The 16,238-nt window shown below is 49.9% G+C and carries 21 protein-coding genes, 1 tRNA gene and 1 pseudogene; 10 read left to right on the top strand and 13 right to left on the bottom strand.

What is annotated here, in order from left to right; translation table 11 throughout:
• Nucleotides 1-140: 140 nt before the first annotated feature.
• The gene (locus V4U84_RS12570; RefSeq protein WP_334071834.1) at nucleotides 141-395 is read left to right on the top strand and encodes a YuzB family protein; all 255 of its coding nucleotides are present in this window, start codon (nucleotides 141-143) and stop codon (nucleotides 393-395) included.
• A gap of 74 nt (nucleotides 396-469) precedes the next feature.
• On the opposite strand, the gene V4U84_RS12565 is transcribed toward V4U84_RS12570, so the two are convergent.
• Together V4U84_RS12565 and trhO are read right to left on the bottom strand one after the other, a co-directional pair.
• Complete coding sequence (locus tag V4U84_RS12565) at nucleotides 470-1,096, bottom strand: helix-turn-helix transcriptional regulator (RefSeq protein WP_334072063.1); 627 nt, start codon at nucleotides 1,094-1,096, stop codon at nucleotides 470-472.
• A gap of 32 nt (nucleotides 1,097-1,128) precedes the next feature.
• Nucleotides 1,129-2,028 carry an oxygen-dependent tRNA uridine(34) hydroxylase TrhO gene (trhO, locus tag V4U84_RS12560; protein WP_334071833.1) on the bottom strand — a complete coding sequence of 300 codons (900 nt, stop codon included), beginning with the start codon at nucleotides 2,026-2,028 and terminating at the stop codon, nucleotides 1,129-1,131.
• Between the two features lie 119 nt (nucleotides 2,029-2,147).
• On the opposite strand from trhO, the gene V4U84_RS12555 reads away from it, so the two are divergent.
• On the top strand, nucleotides 2,148-2,849 hold the full coding sequence (locus V4U84_RS12555) for a PIG-L deacetylase family protein (protein ID WP_334071832.1): 702 nt from the start codon (nucleotides 2,148-2,150) through the stop codon (nucleotides 2,847-2,849).
• A gap of 27 nt (nucleotides 2,850-2,876) precedes the next feature.
• Nucleotides 2,877-3,017, top strand: a complete 141-nt coding sequence (locus tag V4U84_RS12550) for a phosphatase PAP2 family protein (protein ID WP_334072062.1) — start codon at nucleotides 2,877-2,879, stop codon at nucleotides 3,015-3,017.
• A gap of 45 nt (nucleotides 3,018-3,062) precedes the next feature.
• On the opposite strand, the gene V4U84_RS12545 is transcribed toward V4U84_RS12550, so the two are convergent.
• From V4U84_RS12545 to V4U84_RS12525, 5 genes are all read right to left on the bottom strand, one after another.
• Nucleotides 3,063-3,602 carry a DoxX family protein gene (locus V4U84_RS12545; RefSeq protein ID WP_334071831.1) on the bottom strand — a complete coding sequence of 180 codons (540 nt, stop codon included), beginning with the start codon at nucleotides 3,600-3,602 and terminating at the stop codon, nucleotides 3,063-3,065.
• A 189-nt stretch (nucleotides 3,603-3,791) separates the two neighbouring features.
• Nucleotides 3,792-4,001, bottom strand: a complete 210-nt coding sequence (locus V4U84_RS12540) for a hypothetical protein (RefSeq protein ID WP_334071829.1) — start codon at nucleotides 3,999-4,001, stop codon at nucleotides 3,792-3,794.
• 93 nt (nucleotides 4,002-4,094) lie between these two features.
• A complete protein-coding gene (locus tag V4U84_RS12535) occupies nucleotides 4,095-4,862 on the bottom strand; it encodes a polysaccharide deacetylase family protein (RefSeq protein ID WP_334071828.1) in 768 nt (255 codons plus the stop codon).
• Nucleotides 4,863-4,939: 77 nt separating this feature from the next.
• Nucleotides 4,940-5,887, bottom strand: a complete 948-nt coding sequence (locus tag V4U84_RS12530; RefSeq protein WP_334071827.1) for a hypothetical protein — start codon at nucleotides 5,885-5,887, stop codon at nucleotides 4,940-4,942.
• Between the two features lie 121 nt (nucleotides 5,888-6,008).
• A complete protein-coding gene (locus tag V4U84_RS12525; RefSeq protein ID WP_334071826.1) occupies nucleotides 6,009-6,185 on the bottom strand; it encodes a YjfB family protein in 177 nt (58 codons plus the stop codon).
• Between the two features lie 1,253 nt (nucleotides 6,186-7,438).
• Between V4U84_RS12525 and V4U84_RS12520 the strand changes: the two genes are divergently transcribed.
• Entirely contained in the window at nucleotides 7,439-7,612 is a 174-nt protein-coding gene (locus V4U84_RS12520) for a hypothetical protein (RefSeq protein ID WP_334077272.1), read from the top strand.
• A gap of 703 nt (nucleotides 7,613-8,315) precedes the next feature.
• Here V4U84_RS12520 and V4U84_RS12515 read toward each other — a convergent pair.
• The 3 genes and pseudogenes from V4U84_RS12515 to V4U84_RS12505 form a co-directional block, all read right to left on the bottom strand.
• A complete protein-coding gene (locus V4U84_RS12515; protein ID WP_334071822.1) occupies nucleotides 8,316-8,615 on the bottom strand; it encodes a hypothetical protein in 300 nt (99 codons plus the stop codon).
• 328 nt (nucleotides 8,616-8,943) lie between these two features.
• Nucleotides 8,944-9,066: pseudogene (locus tag V4U84_RS12510) on the bottom strand (ATP-binding protein); the annotation flags it as partial.
• Between the two features lie 68 nt (nucleotides 9,067-9,134).
• Nucleotides 9,135-9,207 (bottom strand) — tRNA-Val (locus tag V4U84_RS12505).
• A 138-nt stretch (nucleotides 9,208-9,345) separates the two neighbouring features.
• On the opposite strand from V4U84_RS12505, the gene V4U84_RS12500 reads away from it, so the two are divergent.
• From V4U84_RS12500 to V4U84_RS12490, 3 genes are all read left to right on the top strand, one after another.
• Entirely contained in the window at nucleotides 9,346-9,588 is a 243-nt protein-coding gene (locus V4U84_RS12500) for a hypothetical protein (RefSeq protein WP_334071820.1), read from the top strand.
• Nucleotides 9,589-9,842: 254 nt separating this feature from the next.
• A complete protein-coding gene (locus tag V4U84_RS12495) occupies nucleotides 9,843-10,289 on the top strand; it encodes a GNAT family N-acetyltransferase (RefSeq protein ID WP_334071819.1) in 447 nt (148 codons plus the stop codon).
• 72 nt (nucleotides 10,290-10,361) lie between these two features.
• A complete protein-coding gene (locus tag V4U84_RS12490) occupies nucleotides 10,362-10,601 on the top strand; it encodes a DUF3892 domain-containing protein (RefSeq protein WP_334071818.1) in 240 nt (79 codons plus the stop codon).
• Between the two features lie 75 nt (nucleotides 10,602-10,676).
• On the opposite strand, the gene V4U84_RS12485 is transcribed toward V4U84_RS12490, so the two are convergent.
• The gene (locus V4U84_RS12485; protein WP_334071817.1) at nucleotides 10,677-11,411 is read right to left on the bottom strand and encodes an MBL fold metallo-hydrolase; all 735 of its coding nucleotides are present in this window, start codon (nucleotides 11,409-11,411) and stop codon (nucleotides 10,677-10,679) included.
• 170 nt (nucleotides 11,412-11,581) lie between these two features.
• Here V4U84_RS12485 and V4U84_RS12480 point away from each other — a divergent pair, with 170 nt between their 5' ends.
• Together V4U84_RS12480 and V4U84_RS12475 are read left to right on the top strand one after the other, a co-directional pair.
• Nucleotides 11,582-12,139, top strand: a complete 558-nt coding sequence (locus V4U84_RS12480; protein WP_334071816.1) for a copper amine oxidase — start codon at nucleotides 11,582-11,584, stop codon at nucleotides 12,137-12,139.
• Nucleotides 12,140-12,254: 115 nt separating this feature from the next.
• On the top strand, nucleotides 12,255-12,578 hold the full coding sequence (locus tag V4U84_RS12475; RefSeq protein ID WP_334071815.1) for a DUF1292 domain-containing protein: 324 nt from the start codon (nucleotides 12,255-12,257) through the stop codon (nucleotides 12,576-12,578).
• A gap of 76 nt (nucleotides 12,579-12,654) precedes the next feature.
• Here the strand turns inward: V4U84_RS12475 and V4U84_RS12470 are convergent, their stop codons facing one another.
• Nucleotides 12,655-14,130 (bottom strand): aminotransferase class I/II-fold pyridoxal phosphate-dependent enzyme, encoded by a 1,476-nt coding sequence (locus V4U84_RS12470; protein WP_334071814.1) that lies wholly within the window; start codon nucleotides 14,128-14,130, stop codon nucleotides 12,655-12,657.
• Nucleotides 14,131-14,313: 183 nt separating this feature from the next.
• On the opposite strand from V4U84_RS12470, the gene V4U84_RS12465 reads away from it, so the two are divergent.
• Complete coding sequence (locus tag V4U84_RS12465) at nucleotides 14,314-15,582, top strand: MFS transporter (RefSeq protein ID WP_334071813.1); 1,269 nt, start codon at nucleotides 14,314-14,316, stop codon at nucleotides 15,580-15,582.
• Nucleotides 15,583-15,609: 27 nt separating this feature from the next.
• Here V4U84_RS12465 and V4U84_RS12460 read toward each other — a convergent pair whose 3' ends face one another.
• Entirely contained in the window at nucleotides 15,610-16,233 is a 624-nt protein-coding gene (locus V4U84_RS12460) for a YktB family protein (protein ID WP_334071812.1), read from the bottom strand.
• Nucleotides 16,234-16,238 lie beyond the last annotated feature (5 nt).

The following is a 16,238-nucleotide window of genomic DNA, read 5'->3' as shown; positions in this document are numbered from 1 at the left end:
TATAATTATCCCATCCCCCTTAGTCAACTTAAATGTATATTAAGTATGTTAAATGGGCGTTTACAATTGACAAAACCGCCGGTGTTTATCATAATGAGGGATCGAATAATGAATGAATTCAGGTTTGGGGTGAATGAAACATGGGTATGGGTATAGTTGTTGTGGAAGTTTGCGACAGCAATCTGTTAAGTGCGCTGGACCTGGAGCAGCTGGAGGAGGAATTTCCCGAGATCGCTGTGCTCCGGCTGGATTGCTTGAACTTGTGCGGCCTTTGTAAACTCAGACCTTATGCGATGGTCAACGGGCAGAAGGTCTTCGCCAAGACGACCGAGGAATGCCTCTCCCTGATCAAGGAAACGATCCGCCGGGAGCTGGAAGCGTTCCACGAAATCTGAAGGCCTATATATTAATAACCTCCGGACAAGCGGTTTGAAGCTGCCGGAGGTTATTATTTTATCCATATATGGAATTATCGCTTGATCACATACACGCATTTCCGGCCTTCCCGGGCGAGGCATTCGGTTCGTTCCACCCGGGCGTCCAACAGCGATTCGAACAGGCGCAGCTCGCACTCGCAGGCATGGTTGTAGCGGTTCGCGATTTGCGAAATCGGACAATTGTGCTCCATGAGCACAAAATGATTATCCCCATGCTGTTTGCACTCGGTCATATACCCGTTGTCGTTTTGAATCTCCGCCAGCCTCTGCACCTTTTGGGCCAGATCCTTCCCCTGCATGTCGGCTTCATACAGCCGGTTCAGCTTTTCTTTCCGGCGCTCGAATAAGCGGTCGATCGATTCCGCACCATATTCCTGTTCCAGTTCGCCCAGTAAATCCAACGTTAGAGTGTGATATTTTTTCGGAAACAGGTTTTCGGCCAGCTCGGTCAGGCCGTAAACGGAAGTGGGCCGACCTAAAGTTTGCCGGATCATCTTCGATTCGATCAGCCCGTCGCGCTCCATCGTGCCGAGGTGACGGCGGACCGCCATTTCCGTAATGCCGAGCTCCAAAGTGATCTCCTTGGTGCTGAGGGGACCGGACGTTTTCATCATTTGCAAAATTCGTTCACGCGTCGACGATTCTTTAGGTTGATTCAAATTCATGTAGGGCACTCCTTCGGAACGTGAGATCAGGCCCGCTTTACGGCATGGACAGTTTCCATGCAGGCGTCGGAGCAGAAGCCCTGATGCTCATCTTCACAATCTTCGCAGCAGACATATTGCAGGTTGCATACGGGACAGTTGATATAACGGTCATGGGAAATGCCGCAGTGATGGCAGTGAGCGATCACGACATCTTCTTCGGTCCGGTTGATCGGGACGGAAATCCGTTCATCGAAAACATAGCATTTGCCGTCGAACAGTTTGCCCCGGACTTCCGGGTCTTTGCCGTAAGTCACAATACCGCCCTCCAATTGGGCCACATCCTGAAATCCTTCCTTAAGCAAAAAGCCGGTCAGCTTCTCGCAGCGGATACCGCCGGTACAGTAGGTCAGCACCTTCTTGTCCTTGTGTTCGCTCAAGTTCTCGCGGATCCATTCCGGAAATTCACGGAACGATTCGACTTTGGGGCGGATAGCGCCGCGGAAATGGCCGATATCGTACTCGTAGTCGTTACGTCCGTCAATGACAATAACGTCGTCTTGCTGCAACTGCTCGTAAAATTCCACCGGCGACAAGCGTTTGCCGCTCAATGTGTTGGGGTCAAGCTCATGCTCGTCGTAACGGAAGGTAACCAACTCCTGCTTGTGGCGTACGAACATTTTCTTGAACGCGTGGCCGTCGGCTTCGTCGATTTTGAAGACGATATCCGCAAACCCGGGCATCGCCCGCAAGTCGGCCATGTAGCGATCCGTTTGCTCCACGGTTCCCGATACTGTGCCGTTAATTCCTTCGGCAGCGATAAGGATACGGCCTTTGAGGCCAAGGTCTTTGCAATATTGCAAATGCTCCGCCGTAAATGTTTCGGGGGAAGCGATTTTCGTAAATTTATAAAATAGCAAAATGCGGTATACATGCTGTTGACTCATGTTAGATCACCTGTCTATATTAGATTCTACTGCATTGTAGTTGAATTCTATGTACTTAGTCAATATTAAAGTATAGTAAGTATAGTAAAGATTAAACATTTGGGTTTGGAGGAGTATCGATGAAAAATAGCCGAACGATAGCTTTTATTTACGCGCATCCCGATGACGAAACTTTTACCTCTTCTTATTTGATCCGTAAGTCCGCCAGAGAAGGACACTTGCCCGTATTGCTTACGGCGACGCGGGGTGATGCCGGAAAAACGGGACGATTGGGGAGCATGACGCCGCGGGAATTGGCGGCGAGAAGAGAGCGGGAGCTGGAGCAGGCCGCCCGGATCCTGGGGATTGCGGAGGTGCGGCAGCTCGGAATGGGGGACGGGAAGCTCAAGGACGTCCCGGCGGAAGAGCTGCAGAAACACATCGAGGAATTTATCGTCCGCCACAACGCCGAGGTGGTCGTTACGTTTCCGGAGGACGGCATTTCCGGGCACAGGGATCATATTGTGATTCACCATGCGGTCAATGCGGTTATTTTCTCGGGCCGAACTCCGTCGGTACAAAAACTGTATTATAATCAACTGGGCAGCTATCAATCCGAAAGCTCCAGCGTGGTCAAGGTGGAGGCGGGAAGTCTCTGGGAAGCGAAACGCCTCGCTTTGCAAGCGCACGAATCGCAGATACTCAGCATCGAGCGGGTATTCGGCGAGCTGGGGCCTGAAGTGCCGCCCCATCATCGGTTTGAGGCGTTTGAGCTGGCGTGGGAGCGGGGCGTTCATTTTCCCCATAAATCAGAGCAAACCATTTGGGATAACCTGCTATAAACCTGCTATTAAAAATACCCAAAACTTATCGTCATCATCGGAATAAGCCGCTTGTACCTTGGCGTCCACTATGCCAGTGATATTGCCGGGGGCTTTTTGGCGGGGGGCGGCATCGCTCTGCTGGCCTACCTGGGATGGAAAGCGGGAGCGAAAAAAGCAGGAATGTAAAAATGCCGGGGAATGCTCCCCGGCGTCTTTTGCCTTACCCTGCGTTTATGCCGTATGTTTCATTTTTGCGGGATGTTTAGGTGCCGTTGCGGCAGGTCCGGTTTCGCCCGTCTTGCGGAACAAGCCGCGAAGGTAAGGAAGAACGAAGCGGTCGAGGCCGATCTTGCCGGCGTTGGCGGCAGCTACGATGACCAGCACTTCAAGCAGCAGCATTTGCGCGTTCGTGCTTACGGTTCCCGAGAAGAGGAAGGCCGCGTTCATGACCAGCCCCATCAAGGCGGCGAAAGTAGTGAAGGTACCGAGAATCAGACCGAGACCGACGAGAAATTCACCGTAAGGAACGAGGAAGTTGAACAGGTCGACATTAGGCAGGGCGAAGTTTTCCAGGAAAGCGGCCCACCAGCCTTGAACGGCGGGATGGTCGCCGGCGCTGTTGGCGATCGCACCGTTCAAGAAGCCGGCGGCATCGAAACCGCCCGTAATCTTGTGCCAGCCGGCCGTCATCCATTGATAGCCAAGGTAAATGCGGATCACGGTGAGGAACCACATTGCAACTTTGTTCGTTCTGAGGAAATTGTTAAACATATGAACCACTCCTTTAGGATTTGTGTTTTGTTTTTTTTGGATGATCATCTTTGATGTCTTTATTATAAGTGATTTATTTCACATAATATGTGATTTAAATCACAATTATTTAAATTTTAATAATACAAATTTTATTTACCGTTCATGGCAGCAAGTGGACATAAAAAAAGAAGGGCAGTTAGGCCCTCCTTATTTTTCCGTGCTTTGCGTATTGTTTTGCGACTGAGAATTGTCGTCCCCTTGTTTGTTCTCAATCGGTTCATTTATTATCTCGTCGACGATCCCCTCCAGCATGTCCGTTGATGCCGTGCCGTTATCGGCCTCGGGAATGGGATCAACCCCGGGGCCATAGCCTAAACCTTCGAATTGTTCTTCTTGATCTTCCTTCTTGAGGTTCATCCGTAACACCTTCCTTTCCGCGAATCTTCCGCCACTTATCATTACCCGTTCTGTCGTCCGATCTCTCTTTCGAGACAAAACAGAAGCGGGGGCTTAGTGGCTGACCTCGATATGCTTTTTCGGGGCCACTTTGCGGGAGAGCAGTTCTGAAACCGTGACAAAGGAGTAGCCTTGCTTTTTCAACTCGGGGAGAATCAATTTTAAAGCTTCCGGGGTTTGCAGACTGTTATGCACAAAATCATGCATCAGAACGATGTCCCCATTGCGTGCGTTCTTCAGCACCCGTTCGGCGATCTTGTGAATTCCGGGAGACGTCCAGTCTTTTGTATCCTGATGCCAGGACCACAAAATCATCTGCAAGCGCTCCTGCTTGGAGAGGCGGATAATCTTCTCATTGTAGTATCCTCCCGGCGGGCGAAAGAGAACGGGCGTAGAGCCCGTGGCCGCTAATATCGCTTCTTGCGTTTCAGTCAATTCCGACGTTAGCGAATCGGCTGAAATTCCACGGAAAGAGGGATGGTGGAAGGAATGGTTGGCGATTTCATGCCCTTCCTCCAGTTCCCGCCGCACGATTTCAGGGTAGCGTTGCACCCGTTCACCGACGAGAAAAAAGGTGGCTTTCGCATCATATTGCTTCAAAACCTTTAAAATTTCCGGAGTTTGGCGGGCATCGGGGCCGTCGTCAAAGGTTAACGCTATGAATTTTTCGTCCATGGGTACCTCCCAGACGATGTCCCCGCGTTCCTCATAAAAACTGCGGTCTTTGAGTTGAGCCGCGGGAGAGGCGGCGGCCGGATGAGGGAAAATGGACGCGGCCAAGGCAAGGGCAATTGTAGCCGTAAGTTTGGCAGATGCGAACATAGTATCGGTTAACCTCCTTTACAGTTCACTGAGTTCGTATGCGGACGTCCATATTACTTTATTTTGCTTCAAGCCGCCTATTTTATCCATGCGATCGCGGTTATGGAGCCGGCTTCAAGGACTTTGACCGGGGAGCGGAGCGCGCCCGTATCGGCAACCCAGAGCTCCTTCGCCGATTCCTGTTCCTCACAGCCTGACAAATAGGCGATGCGCCGGCCGTCCGGAGACCAGCTGACCGGGGTGGAGAAGCAGGGGGATACCGCCCAGGTCGTGATCTGCCCGCCTTCTCTGTGGTCCGTTTGAATATAGGAGATGTATTGGTTTTGAATCAGAGCAGTGGCGCTGTACGCGATGCGCGAGGAATCCGGAGACCAGGCGGGATTATAGTTTTTCGCCTGCGGTCCTCCTTCAAGACGGGTCGTTTGACCGGTCGCAAGATTGACTACGCTGATCAGGGAAATGCTGGCCCCCGGAGAGGTATACAGGGCGAATCTTCCGTCAGGGGAGAGGCGAACGTTGTGCAGCGGACCTTCCGTATTCCGAGTCAGCGGCTGCCGGTTCGTCCCATCGGGACGGATCCGGTAAAGCTGCACGTTTCCGGTTGGATCGGGGGCGGCATAAAGCAGGGAGGTTCCGGACGGAAACCATTGAGCATCCGTGGCCCCGGCTGTGGCAATAACGGTATGTCGATGGGAATCCAAGTGATAAATAACGATACGTCCTTCTTTGACATAACTCAGATACTGGCCGTTCGGAGACCAGTCCAACAGTGTGTAAGGCTCGATCCGATCCAGTTGGGCTAGCGATCCGCTGCGCAGATCAAGGGCGTAAAGGATACCGTTCCTGCCGATAAAAGCAAGACGTTGACCATCCCGGGAGGGATAGGGCATAGAGGAAGCCTCGGCAAGTCCGTGGGTAAGCCGTAAGATTCGGCGGGTCACGGGAACATATGCCCAGATGTCATAAGCTCCCGCCCCCATGCCCGCCGTAAACAGAATCTTTTCCCGATATGCCGATAAACTCATGCGAATTCCACCTTCCGAATTAGAACTGCTAACAGTGTATTCGAGAGCTGAAATTGGGCGATTGAGGGCAAAAAAAGGAAGGGGCCCTAAAAGGCCTCTTCCAAATGTCGCGAAAGCATGTTTAAACTTTGATGTCGATGGTGCCGCCCAGGTTCGGGTGAACGCTTTGCTCCATCATTTTTACCAGGGCTTGTCCTTCCGTGGCAGCCTGCTCCTTCACCATCTTCAGCACCGAGATCCCTACGGCCTGCTTGAGGCTGCTTTGGGACAATGCGGTGGATAAGGCTCCAATGTCCATGATTTCTCCTCCTCGCCAATGGTATGGGTATACACCGTTATTATCGGTCATCAGGGGGGAATCTTGAAGGAAAGCGGAAACTCTCACCCCTGTTCCACGCCTTCAAATGCATGGTTCAGCGCGGCGATATCGTTCTTGTTCTTGGTTTGCAGCAGCGCCTTCATGACACGTTCCGATTTCCGGGATTTTACTATCTCTTGGTATCTGATCGTTTGATCCCGGTTATATCGTCGTCAAAAGAAATTCTAAATTCGGCTACAAAGCAGACAATCATAGAACTGCTTGACGAAAAGGAATCTCTACAAAAACAGCTTCGTCAGGCAAATGATCGCGCTGCCCATTGGGCTTGTAAATACTACGGCGAAGAAACCAGATTTCACAAGCAAAATAGGGAGTTGGCTATAATGCGCAGGGCATTAAGTGAGATCGTAAACCTAAGCTTAAATGACGGTACATTAGATCAAGCAAGACAAATAGCGCTTAGCGGCCTTTGCGGAATGTGACTGATGCCTGAAAGGATGAATACACATGTGGATCCCCTAAAGAGCGAAACATGCGAAATAGAATTTGCTATAAAAGAAGTTCCTGGGGATGAGTTGGAAGGAACCGGCTTGCCCCGAATGTGGGAATACAAATTGCTTAGAGGGTGAATAAGATGGATTGGTCTAATGCGGATAAAAGGTTGCTAGTAATACAGAGAAAACTCGTTGATGTGGAATTAATCGCATACCAAGTAGTTAAATCCTATTTTAAACCGCATGACGTAAGTTGTATAACTGCATCACGAAGAAAAAGAGCGGCAAAAATCCATACCATATAGGTACATTCGAAAAGGATCTATCGAGGATTGTTGTTGATTGCATGGAGAGAGAATATCAACTTAACAATAGAGGGCATTGGTGGCAGACTAAGCCTCCCGAAGGATCGCCGAGGTATGTGCAATGGATGGATTGGGTTTGGAAGAATAAATCGGAACAGCGGATGTTTAACGAGTGGTTGAACGAAAAGTTTTCAATAGGTGTTGCTGTCGAGCATGAATTAGAGCAATTAACGCTGTTTTAAGGGGGGAGTAAAAGGATGAAAGAAGAGCAGTTGTCGGAAGAACAAAAGACTCTACTCATGATAAACGGATATATTGATGAGTCTCAGAAAACAGGATTCGCGTCAATAACAACTCATGCACTAAATGTTATTAAGTTGCGGTATACCAAATTAGTCATGCATCTAACCGAGAAGCTGAGAAAGCACGCTCTATGTATTTGGCAGCTCATGACGATAAGGTTAGCCTACGTAATTCATTAGAAAAAGCAAAAATAAACATCAGACTGATTGATGAATATGGCGAAGATCCTGGTTTGGTTACAAGCAACAGTAATGCAGCGATAAAAGAAATCAACGTTGCTTTAGGAGAAGGTGATAGGAAGTGAGCATATACGCCGATCGATCATGCCGCCTACGCCCGCAAAGTCCGTATTACTGAACGCATGGCGAAAATATGGTGTGACAACCAATTAAAGCTTGCTTCTGAAATTGAAAAAGCCAAGAAATGTCCGTCATGCGGGAAGAACACCCTTATATATGAAATGGGTTCCTATGAAGAGAATGAATGGTTAGCCCCTATACGGATATGAAGTGCATATTTTTGAAATGTTCAAATTTAGCATTAAGGATGCAGGTAATGAATGTTCGTAATAATTTTTAGTCAGCACCAAACGTAAAACGAATGGTGCTGACTCGCAGCCACTCAGGGGAGATGAATAAAAATAAATCGATATTTACTTTCTAGCCTTAGAAAATCCAACTATTGCACTAAATAGAGTAACAATAAATAAGTTTAGAATATAATCAATTTCATTCAATGTTTTCTGTTGTATTAAAATATTGAATGCAATTAATACTAAACCGTAGAAAAAAAATGATCCAAGAAAGTATTTAAAAAAAGTAAACCAAAATTTCACTTAATCAGCCTCATATCCGTCTAAAAATACTGTAGCTGTGGTACGTTCTAATTCTTTGGTACGGCTTGAATCGCTATAAAAAATAGTTTCCCATTTAGACCCAACAATTAAAGTTGTAGCAACCGCGGATTTTTTTTCTGCGTACCTCCGTTTGTAGTATAATAACGGAATTTCATCTGTTACTATCGTAGTAGCTATTGCCCCTATTGTACCTATTTACGATAGCAGCTCCTGGCGCTGCTGCAGTAGCTATTGAAAAAATTAAGGCCGTTACAGCAGTGACAGTATATCTTTCAATTTTGGTGCTGGCGTTCCACCAATCACCATATCTCCATGGCGTTACTGGCTCTCCGTTATAGGTATCTTGAATCGTAAAAGAACCATCTCTTTTAGGAGCAACTATATCTATTTTTTGAATTTCTGTATCGATCTGTCCGTTTTCATCTGAAAGTTCCACACTAAATGGCTGCATTTATATTTTAATCCAGTATTTAGTTATTAATGTATTTTATACGTTAATTTCCTGTAAAATTTTCCAATCAATTCGAGTTGAGGAGGTAAGAGAGTAATGGATAAACAACTCAGGCTTATAAAAGATGAGAACATTTGTACGACGGCATAAATGGCTTCTAAAGTGTTCCCAGGGATGGTGGAAGAAGCTATGCAAAAAGAAAAGAAAGATTCTCAAAAACGACAGATGGGGGTTAATGGAGATGGAAGTCAACTAGGGGTTTCACCAAGCAAAATGAAATGCTGAGTTTTGCTGCGAAAAGTGCCGAGGTCACTTGCCAGCAAAAATGTTACTGTGGGATTCGTTCCATGGCCTGCTTGAGCCGGAAGCTTTCACCTGCGAAAGAAAGAATATGAGCATGGTGCACCAGGCGGTCCACCAGAGCGGACGTAAGCTTGGTGTCCCCAATATAGGTTTTGACCCCTTCCTAATCGCAAGACAAAAATAAAAGAAGCCTTGATACACAAGGCTTCCCGGAGATGATCTGTAGTGGGCTCGAACCACTGACCCCCACCCTGTCAAGATGGTGCTCTCCCAGCTGAGCTAACAGATCAAAATTATAGTGAAGACAAAATTTATATTAGCATGCACATAAGGGGATGTCAATTCTTTTTTTCGGTATAGGGGCGGTGATCCGGGCAACAATGGAAAATAGAAAAAGGACACTTTTATACGAAGGGGGCAGGACCTTATGTTCAAACACAAACTTTTGGGCTTCCCGCAGCGCGCCGTTCGCAGCGCTTTCCTGGGAATAACCGCCGCTTTAGCGCTCATGGCTTTGATCGGCGGGTGCATGTTGGCTCCGAGCCAGGCCACACTGGGCAGACAGGCGGCCGCTTCACCTTGGTGGTTCGGACCCTTCGTCACCGACAACGTCTATTCGCCGACCGTAGAGGAAGATGTCTATTCCACGGAGACGATGATCCACCCCTAGGAATAAGTCCCGTTTCGGTTACTCCTCGTCCCATTTCCGGGAGTAGCCTTTTTTGGTGACGTAAAACATGGAGGCAATCAACAAAACCGCGATGAGTACGGCCGCCGCGATCGTAATGCCCATAGCCATAGCCGGATCGACTCCTCTCCCAAATAAATCGCTTCTGCAACCAACTATACACGAAAACGGTTTTTTTTGTATAATGTTGCAGTTCAATGTTTATTGATGTAACACCATCTAGGGGAGGCATGAAAATGGCTGCAGTGATTATACATGTGGAGACGCAGGAGCAATTGGAGCATTGTCTTGAAATTCGCAAGGAAGTGTTCGTCCAGGAACAAAATGTCCCGCTCGACCTGGAAATCGATGAATTCGACAAGCTTAGCCCGGATGTGCACCATGTTCTCGTGGAAGTGGACGGGACCTACGCGGCAACCGGGAGATTGACGTACTATAAGGACAATTCGGCCAAAATGCAGCGGATCGCCGTGCGCAAAGCGTTCCGCTCCCACGGGGTCGGAAAGATTCTGCTTATCGCCTTGGAGGAACTGGCGAGAGAACTTGCCTTTTCGCAATCGGTATTGGATGCGCAATGCCAGGCTGAGGGCTTTTACCGCAAGCTCGGCTACGACACGATTTCCACAGAACCGTTCGATGACGCGGGGATTCCGCATGTGCGCATGGTCAAAACGCTCAAGTAGCTTCATAACCCGCGGGAAACGGGACATGCTATACCCATCACCCAAACTAGTGCAGAGGAGATGTGAGGGCAGATGGCTATGGATACAAGGGAAAGGTTTATTGCGGTGCAAAAAAACGGCGACGGAGATTTGACCGCCTTTAAGACCTCGAGCGGCCGTGTTTTGGATTACGAGCAGGCCAAGCGGGAGGTACAGGCCGGGGCGATCGCCGGAGCCAACCTGTTTAAGGGCAGAGACGGAGAGATGTACATCCGCAGCGATGCGGACGGCGATCCGACCAACAATTTGGACGCGCTGCCCCATTTTGAGTAATCCCGCTTTTTGGCGACAAACGAAACAGCAGCCCGGCCGGCGCTTATCCGGACGGGCTGCTGTTTCGTTTGTTACTTACAATGTGTAAATTTGATGCTGACGCAAAAACTCCATTTCTTCGGTCTGTCCGATAAAGTTTTCCATTTCGTCCCCGTAATGCATCAGCATAATATTTCGGCGGATTTCCGCCGGAAGGGACAGGAGCTGTCCAAGCTCGGTATGTACTTGGCCGGGGCCTTGAAGCTGAACCTCATGCAAAATTTTGCGGCAGTTTCTTTCCTCGATCAGACGGGTTAACAGACCCCTTTGAAAGATCATATCCGCGCTGTAGAAAATTTCACCGTTGATATAAAGGGAGTAGCTGTCTTTGCCTGGGATGTGCGGCGTTTGAATCAACTCGACGGTCAGGCCGGGAGAGAGGCTGTACGGGGTACCTTCCGACAGCACCTTCACCTCGAATGCATCCTCCAGCGAAGCGATGCCTTCCTGGGTAAGGCCTCCCTTCAACGTATGTTCCCAGAGCGGGTGAACGAGCTTGTCGGCGATATACAAAACGGGCTTGCGGCCCCATATAAATTTCATGCGAAACGCGAATTCTTCCAGCCCGCCAACATGGTCCCCATGGATGTGAGTGATCAAAATCCCGTCGATTTCATCCAGGGACTTGTCCAGTTGATGCAGGGAAAGCGGGGCCGTAATTCCGCAATCAATCAGCAGTGTGTAATCTTCCGCGTACAAAAGGGCGTTGTTGTTGTAGTACTTCTTGGCGAATGCGCCGCCCGTACCCAGCATTTGAAGCTGCAGTGGCAATGTTACCCCTCCTTGATTTTAAGCTGCTTCCATTAATGTACACGATTTCGAATCCTAACGAAAGGGCGGGTCCGTCAAAAAAACGGATTCTTTCGGCCGATAACCGCAACTTGAGGCTAGCCACGGAGTATAAATGTACATCAACATGAATGTAATGGAGGGTTATTTAGATGAAATGGAGAAGAGTTGCTATACTGGTCGTTGCTTTCTCCCTGATGGGAGGTTCGATGTTATTTGCCGATTCGGCCACTCAAAAGGTGAAGTTGCTTCTGAACGGACAAGAGGTCACAGACGGAGGCTATATAGTCGAAGGAAAAACCTATGTCCCGGTTCGTGAATTGGAAGGCCTTGTCGAATATGATGACGCAACGAAAACGGTCAAATACTATAAACCGAATGTCCATATGTTTTTGTTTACGGGGGATACGGCGATCGGAAATATCAATATTAAGAAGACCGGTAAGCTCAAGTTCAATGTGTTCGCTCAAATCGACGATTTACGGACGGATATTTCCTCGGTTCGTATTTCCATCACGGCGCCCGACGGCGACTCCAAAGTGATTCAGTCCGACGAAATTAAGGAACAAAGGGATAATTTCTGGTTCCGAACAAATGATTATACGTATGATTTCAAATCCGAAGGGAAATATATCATAGGCTTCTATATGAAGCCTGTCGGAGGCGACTATACGCTGGTTTCGGAGAAGACAGTCACCGCCGAGAAATAACCGGGGGAGGCCGCGGTCTTTTCCAAAATTGACCTGCCCCCTCTAAAATGATACGATACGAGGGAAACCGACAGGTTTTGGCAACCCATCAAATTAACCGAAGCGAGGTATTTCAATGAGCGATCACAAGCACGAACACGGTGAAGCTTGCGGCTGCGGACACGACCATGATCATGACCATGAGCATGAAGAGTTCGTATTGACGCTGACGGACGAGCATGGCAATGACGTAGAAATGGTACTTGTCGAGACGTTTGACGTCGGCGACAAATTATATGCCCTTTTGTTGGAACGGAATAATCCGGAAGCCGACGGCATCATCCTGCGCATGGAAGAAGAGAACGAGGAGATGGTGCTTTACAATATCGAGGACGAGGACGAGTGGCGCAAAGTGGAGGAAGCTTATAACGAGCTGGTCTCCCAACAGGATGAAGCCTAGAAGCTTAATCGTTCGATCATAAATAGGGCTGTCCCAAGCGAGTACGCTTTTGGGACAGCCCTTTCGTCGTCAAGCATCAGAAAATCGGATCGGCCTCGACGATCACCTTGACCTCGTTAATATACCGGTCTTCGGGTCCCTTTACGGGCAAACCGACTTCCACATGATCGACGATATAGTCGATATTGCTCTGCGAGATGACTTCGCCCGGCAGCAGAATCGGAATCCCCGGCGGGTAAACGTAGATGAACTCGGCGATGATGCGTCCCGCCGACTCCCGGAACGGAATGACCTCCGTATCCGCGTAGAACGCATCCCTTGGAATCAAGGAGAGCTGCGGAATTTCCGGGATTTTGACGATCAATTCGTTCGCGTTGTTTTCCTTGTAATAGCACTCGGACAAGCGGCGCAAGGCCGTCAGCAAGGTTTCGATCGATTCCTTTGTGTCGCCGGGGGTAATGATACAGAGAATGTTGTACATGTCGCTGAGCTCCACTTCCACATTATAATGCTCGCGGAGCCAGTTCTCCGTTTCATAGCCGGTAATCCCCAAATGGCGTACATGAATCGTCACTTTGGTCGGATCCAGATCGTACGCCGCCTCGCTGCCGAGAATCTCCTTGCCGAAACTGTACAGCCCGGGGATTTCGTTGATTTCCCGGCGAAGGTAGTGGGCCATCTCCAGCGACTGCTGGACCATCTCGCGCCCGTTCAGGGCAAGATTTCTGCGGGCGGTATCGAGCGAAGCCAGCAGCAGGTAAGAGGTCGAAGTCGTCGTCAGCATGCTGATGATCGTCTGGACGCGCTGCGGGTTCACGAGACTGTTTTTGATATTGATGTTGAGCACGGAGCTTTGCGTCATGGAACCGCCGAGCTTATGCACGCTCGTGGCCGCCATGTCCGCTCCGGCCTGCATGGCCGACATCGGAAGGTCCTCATGGAAATGAATGTGAACCCCGTGCGCTTCATCCACAAGCACGGGCACATTGTAGCTGTGCGCCAGATCGACGATTTCCTTGAGATGGGCGCAAACGCCGAAATAGGTCGGGTTAATGACCAGGACGGCTTTCGCATCCGGATGTCGCTGAAGAGCCCGCCGCACGGAGGAAGAGGTAATCCCGTGGTCGATCCCGAGGTTTGCGTCCTGTGCGGGGGATACAAACACCGGTTTGGCCCCGGCAAAGATAATCGCGGACATCACCGATTTGTGAACATTTCGCGGAACGATAATTTTATCACCGGGAGAACAAACGGACATTACCATTGTCATAATGGCTCCGCTGGTGCCTTGTACCGAGAAAAAGGTATAGTCCGCGCCGAACGCGTCGGCGGCCAGTTTCTGAGCCTCCTCGATCACCCCCGTCGGCTGGTGAAGATCGTCCAGCGGAGCGATGTTGATCAAGTCGATGGACAGGGCATTATCGCCAATAAATTCGCGGAATTCTTTATCGGTTCCGAGCCCTTTTTTATGCCCGGGAATGTGAAATTGAACGGGGTTGGCGGCCGCATGCTTCTTAAGTGCGGAGAATAGCGGCGTTTTTTGGTGATCCATAGGGCCGTCCCTGCCTTTCGTAAAATTTTAACAAGGTTGAGTATAGCAAACTGGGACCGGAATGCAAGCGAAGTTTGCGGCCAAGGGTTGGCAATGTATTGCACAGGTTAAGTTGCTTGCGAAAAAGGATAGACTGGATAACATCGATTAAAAAGTAAGGCCGACAGAAAGGAGAGGTAGATTATGGAACTAGCTACCAAACTTGTATCCCGAAAACTGCTTACCCCCACCTTTATCTGCCTGTGGATTATTATGTTTTTGGTTGAATTCGTAAAGGGGGCCTTAATCGTCTCAATACTTCCCGTTTACATAGGAGATGTGTTGAAGCTGAGCGCGTTTGCCATCGGATTGTCTTTTTCGTGCCAATATATTGGGGACAATCTGTTTCGCAGCCCGGCGGGCTGGCTGATCGAACGGATCGGCTTTCGGATGACGATGACGATCGGACTTTGCATCACGTTTGGCGGTGTCTTCCTTATTACGGTGATGAAGACGATGGGATTCATCGTGCTGGGTTGCGCCCTGCTGGGGGTCGGCACGGCACCGCTTTGGCCCTGTGTGCTGATGGGAATTACCTCCGTCACGGAGGAGAGCAAAAATTTCGCGACCGCCATGGGCGTCATTCAGATTTCGAGTTTGGGCGGAACCGGGCTGGGACCGGTCATTATCAATTTCCTTGTCGGAGTGTCGTATACACTCGTTTTCTGGATCCTGCTCGGCTGCATCGGTATTGTCATCCTCGTTTCCCTGCTCTTGCCGGGGAATAATAGCGGGAAGTCGAAATCGGCCTCAACGGCCGGGATCGATGACAAGGCTTCGTTGTGGAAGGGGGGGCTTTGGGAAAATATCAAGCAGACGCACCGGCAGATCCGCACGAATCTGAAGGTCAGCCCGCTTCTTTACCCGGCGCTGTTTTTGCAGTCTTTTGCCATTGGCCTGCTGACTCCCGTGATCACCCTGTTCGTACGGACGGAGCTGAATCTCTCACCGGAGGCATTCAGCCTGATGCTGATTGCGGGAGGAGGAATTACCGTACTCGGACTGATTCCCGTCGGCAAATTGGTCGACAAGTACGGCACCGCTCTCTTTTTGAATATCGGCTTTTCGCTCTCCGCCGTTGCGGTCGGATTGTTCGCTTTTACGCGAAATCTACCGGCTGTCTGGGCGCTCGTCATGGTGATCGGGTTGAGTTACGCCTGCATTTTGCCAACGTGGGATACGATGATTTCACGAATTTTGCCGAAAGGGGAAAAAGGCACCGTTTGGGGACTTTTTCTGACCATTCAGGGGTTCGGCATGGCCATGGGTCCGGTCGTATCGGGGAAGATGTGGGACGGCTGGGGAGCGCCGGCTCCCTTTGTCGCCAGTGCCGTCTCGATGGCGCTGCTGTTCTTTCTTCACTTGCATCTGTCGCGCAAAAAGCCCGCTCCCCCCGGAAACCAAATCCGTTGAGAAGCAGGCAAGGGACGCCTGTACGCTTTAAAAAGAAGCCTTGTACAGCGGAAGCAGGGCCCGGAACGTTTCTTCGATTTTCGCGGTGAGCCTGTCCCCGTCCCGAAGAACCGGTTCCTGGCGGTCAAGGCGAAGGCCGCACATGATTTCCGCTTTTTTGACCGATTTCAGCTTCTCGCCCATGCTCCGGAGCTCGGAAACACCGGTCTCACGATGCGGTATTCCGTTCGGATTCATATGGTCCATCGACCAGTAGAACGGGCCGGGGACGGCGGCTTTCAATTCGTCGGCATGGTTCATCATGTAGTCGGCGAAAACCGACTTATTCGGACTCTCGTAGATTACCGCAAAGATGATAAATAAATGGGTGGAGAACATCCCGACCTCAAAGTGGGGCAACGCCTTATAACCGCGCTTGCTGTCGGCCCATGCAACCCAGGTATCGATCGGCGGATTGACCTTGCGCCGGGCATGCTTGGCCACATGAGGGTGCATTTCCTCCCCGCACAAAGCGGACAGGTAAGGTGCGAGCGAAGCTCCCAAAACCTCCAGTTTGGGGCGAATATGGCCGATAATGGCCTCCATTCGGGGCTCGAGCCCCGGTACGGTCAACGCATCGAAATCCTGTTCGGTAAAACCGTTAAAACTCATCGTCT

Origin of the sequence: Paenibacillus sanfengchensis (assembly GCF_036864765.1) — a bacterium.
Classification (GTDB): Bacteria; Bacillota; Bacilli; order Paenibacillales; family Paenibacillaceae; genus Fontibacillus; species Fontibacillus sanfengchensis.
The sequence above is the reverse complement of the archived record's forward strand: the minus strand, read 5'-3'. Positions and strand labels throughout refer to the sequence as shown.

Coding starts and splice junctions, on each gene's coding strand:
- V4U84_RS12515 (WP_334071822.1), bottom strand. CDS start 8,615: ATGCAGCCATTTAGTGTGGAACTTTCAGATGAAAACGGACAGATCGAT.
- trhO (WP_334071833.1), bottom strand. CDS start 2,028: ATGAGTCAACAGCATGTATACCGCATTTTGCTATTTTATAAATTTACG.
- V4U84_RS12570 (WP_334071834.1), top strand. CDS start 141: ATGGGTATGGGTATAGTTGTTGTGGAAGTTTGCGACAGCAATCTGTTA.
- V4U84_RS12495 (WP_334071819.1), top strand. CDS start 9,843: ATGGCTGCAGTGATTATACATGTGGAGACGCAGGAGCAATTGGAGCAT.
- V4U84_RS12475 (WP_334071815.1), top strand. CDS start 12,255: ATGAGCGATCACAAGCACGAACACGGTGAAGCTTGCGGCTGCGGACAC.
- V4U84_RS12465 (WP_334071813.1), top strand. CDS start 14,314: ATGGAACTAGCTACCAAACTTGTATCCCGAAAACTGCTTACCCCCACC.
- V4U84_RS12490 (WP_334071818.1), top strand. CDS start 10,362: ATGGCTATGGATACAAGGGAAAGGTTTATTGCGGTGCAAAAAAACGGC.
- V4U84_RS12480 (WP_334071816.1), top strand. CDS start 11,582: ATGAAATGGAGAAGAGTTGCTATACTGGTCGTTGCTTTCTCCCTGATG.
- V4U84_RS12525 (WP_334071826.1), bottom strand. CDS start 6,185: ATGGACATTGGAGCCTTATCCACCGCATTGTCCCAAAGCAGCCTCAAG.
- V4U84_RS12530 (WP_334071827.1), bottom strand. CDS start 5,887: ATGAGTTTATCGGCATATCGGGAAAAGATTCTGTTTACGGCGGGCATG.
- V4U84_RS12470 (WP_334071814.1), bottom strand. CDS start 14,130: ATGGATCACCAAAAAACGCCGCTATTCTCCGCACTTAAGAAGCATGCG.
- V4U84_RS12520 (WP_334077272.1), top strand. CDS start 7,439: ATGTATTTGGCAGCTCATGACGATAAGGTTAGCCTACGTAATTCATTA.
- V4U84_RS12460 (WP_334071812.1), bottom strand. CDS start 16,233: ATGAGTTTTAACGGTTTTACCGAACAGGATTTCGATGCGTTGACCGTA.
- V4U84_RS12500 (WP_334071820.1), top strand. CDS start 9,346: ATGTTCAAACACAAACTTTTGGGCTTCCCGCAGCGCGCCGTTCGCAGC.
- V4U84_RS12555 (WP_334071832.1), top strand. CDS start 2,148: ATGAAAAATAGCCGAACGATAGCTTTTATTTACGCGCATCCCGATGAC.
- V4U84_RS12540 (WP_334071829.1), bottom strand. CDS start 4,001: ATGAACCTCAAGAAGGAAGATCAAGAAGAACAATTCGAAGGTTTAGGC.
- V4U84_RS12535 (WP_334071828.1), bottom strand. CDS start 4,862: ATGTTCGCATCTGCCAAACTTACGGCTACAATTGCCCTTGCCTTGGCC.
- V4U84_RS12545 (WP_334071831.1), bottom strand. CDS start 3,602: ATGTTTAACAATTTCCTCAGAACGAACAAAGTTGCAATGTGGTTCCTC.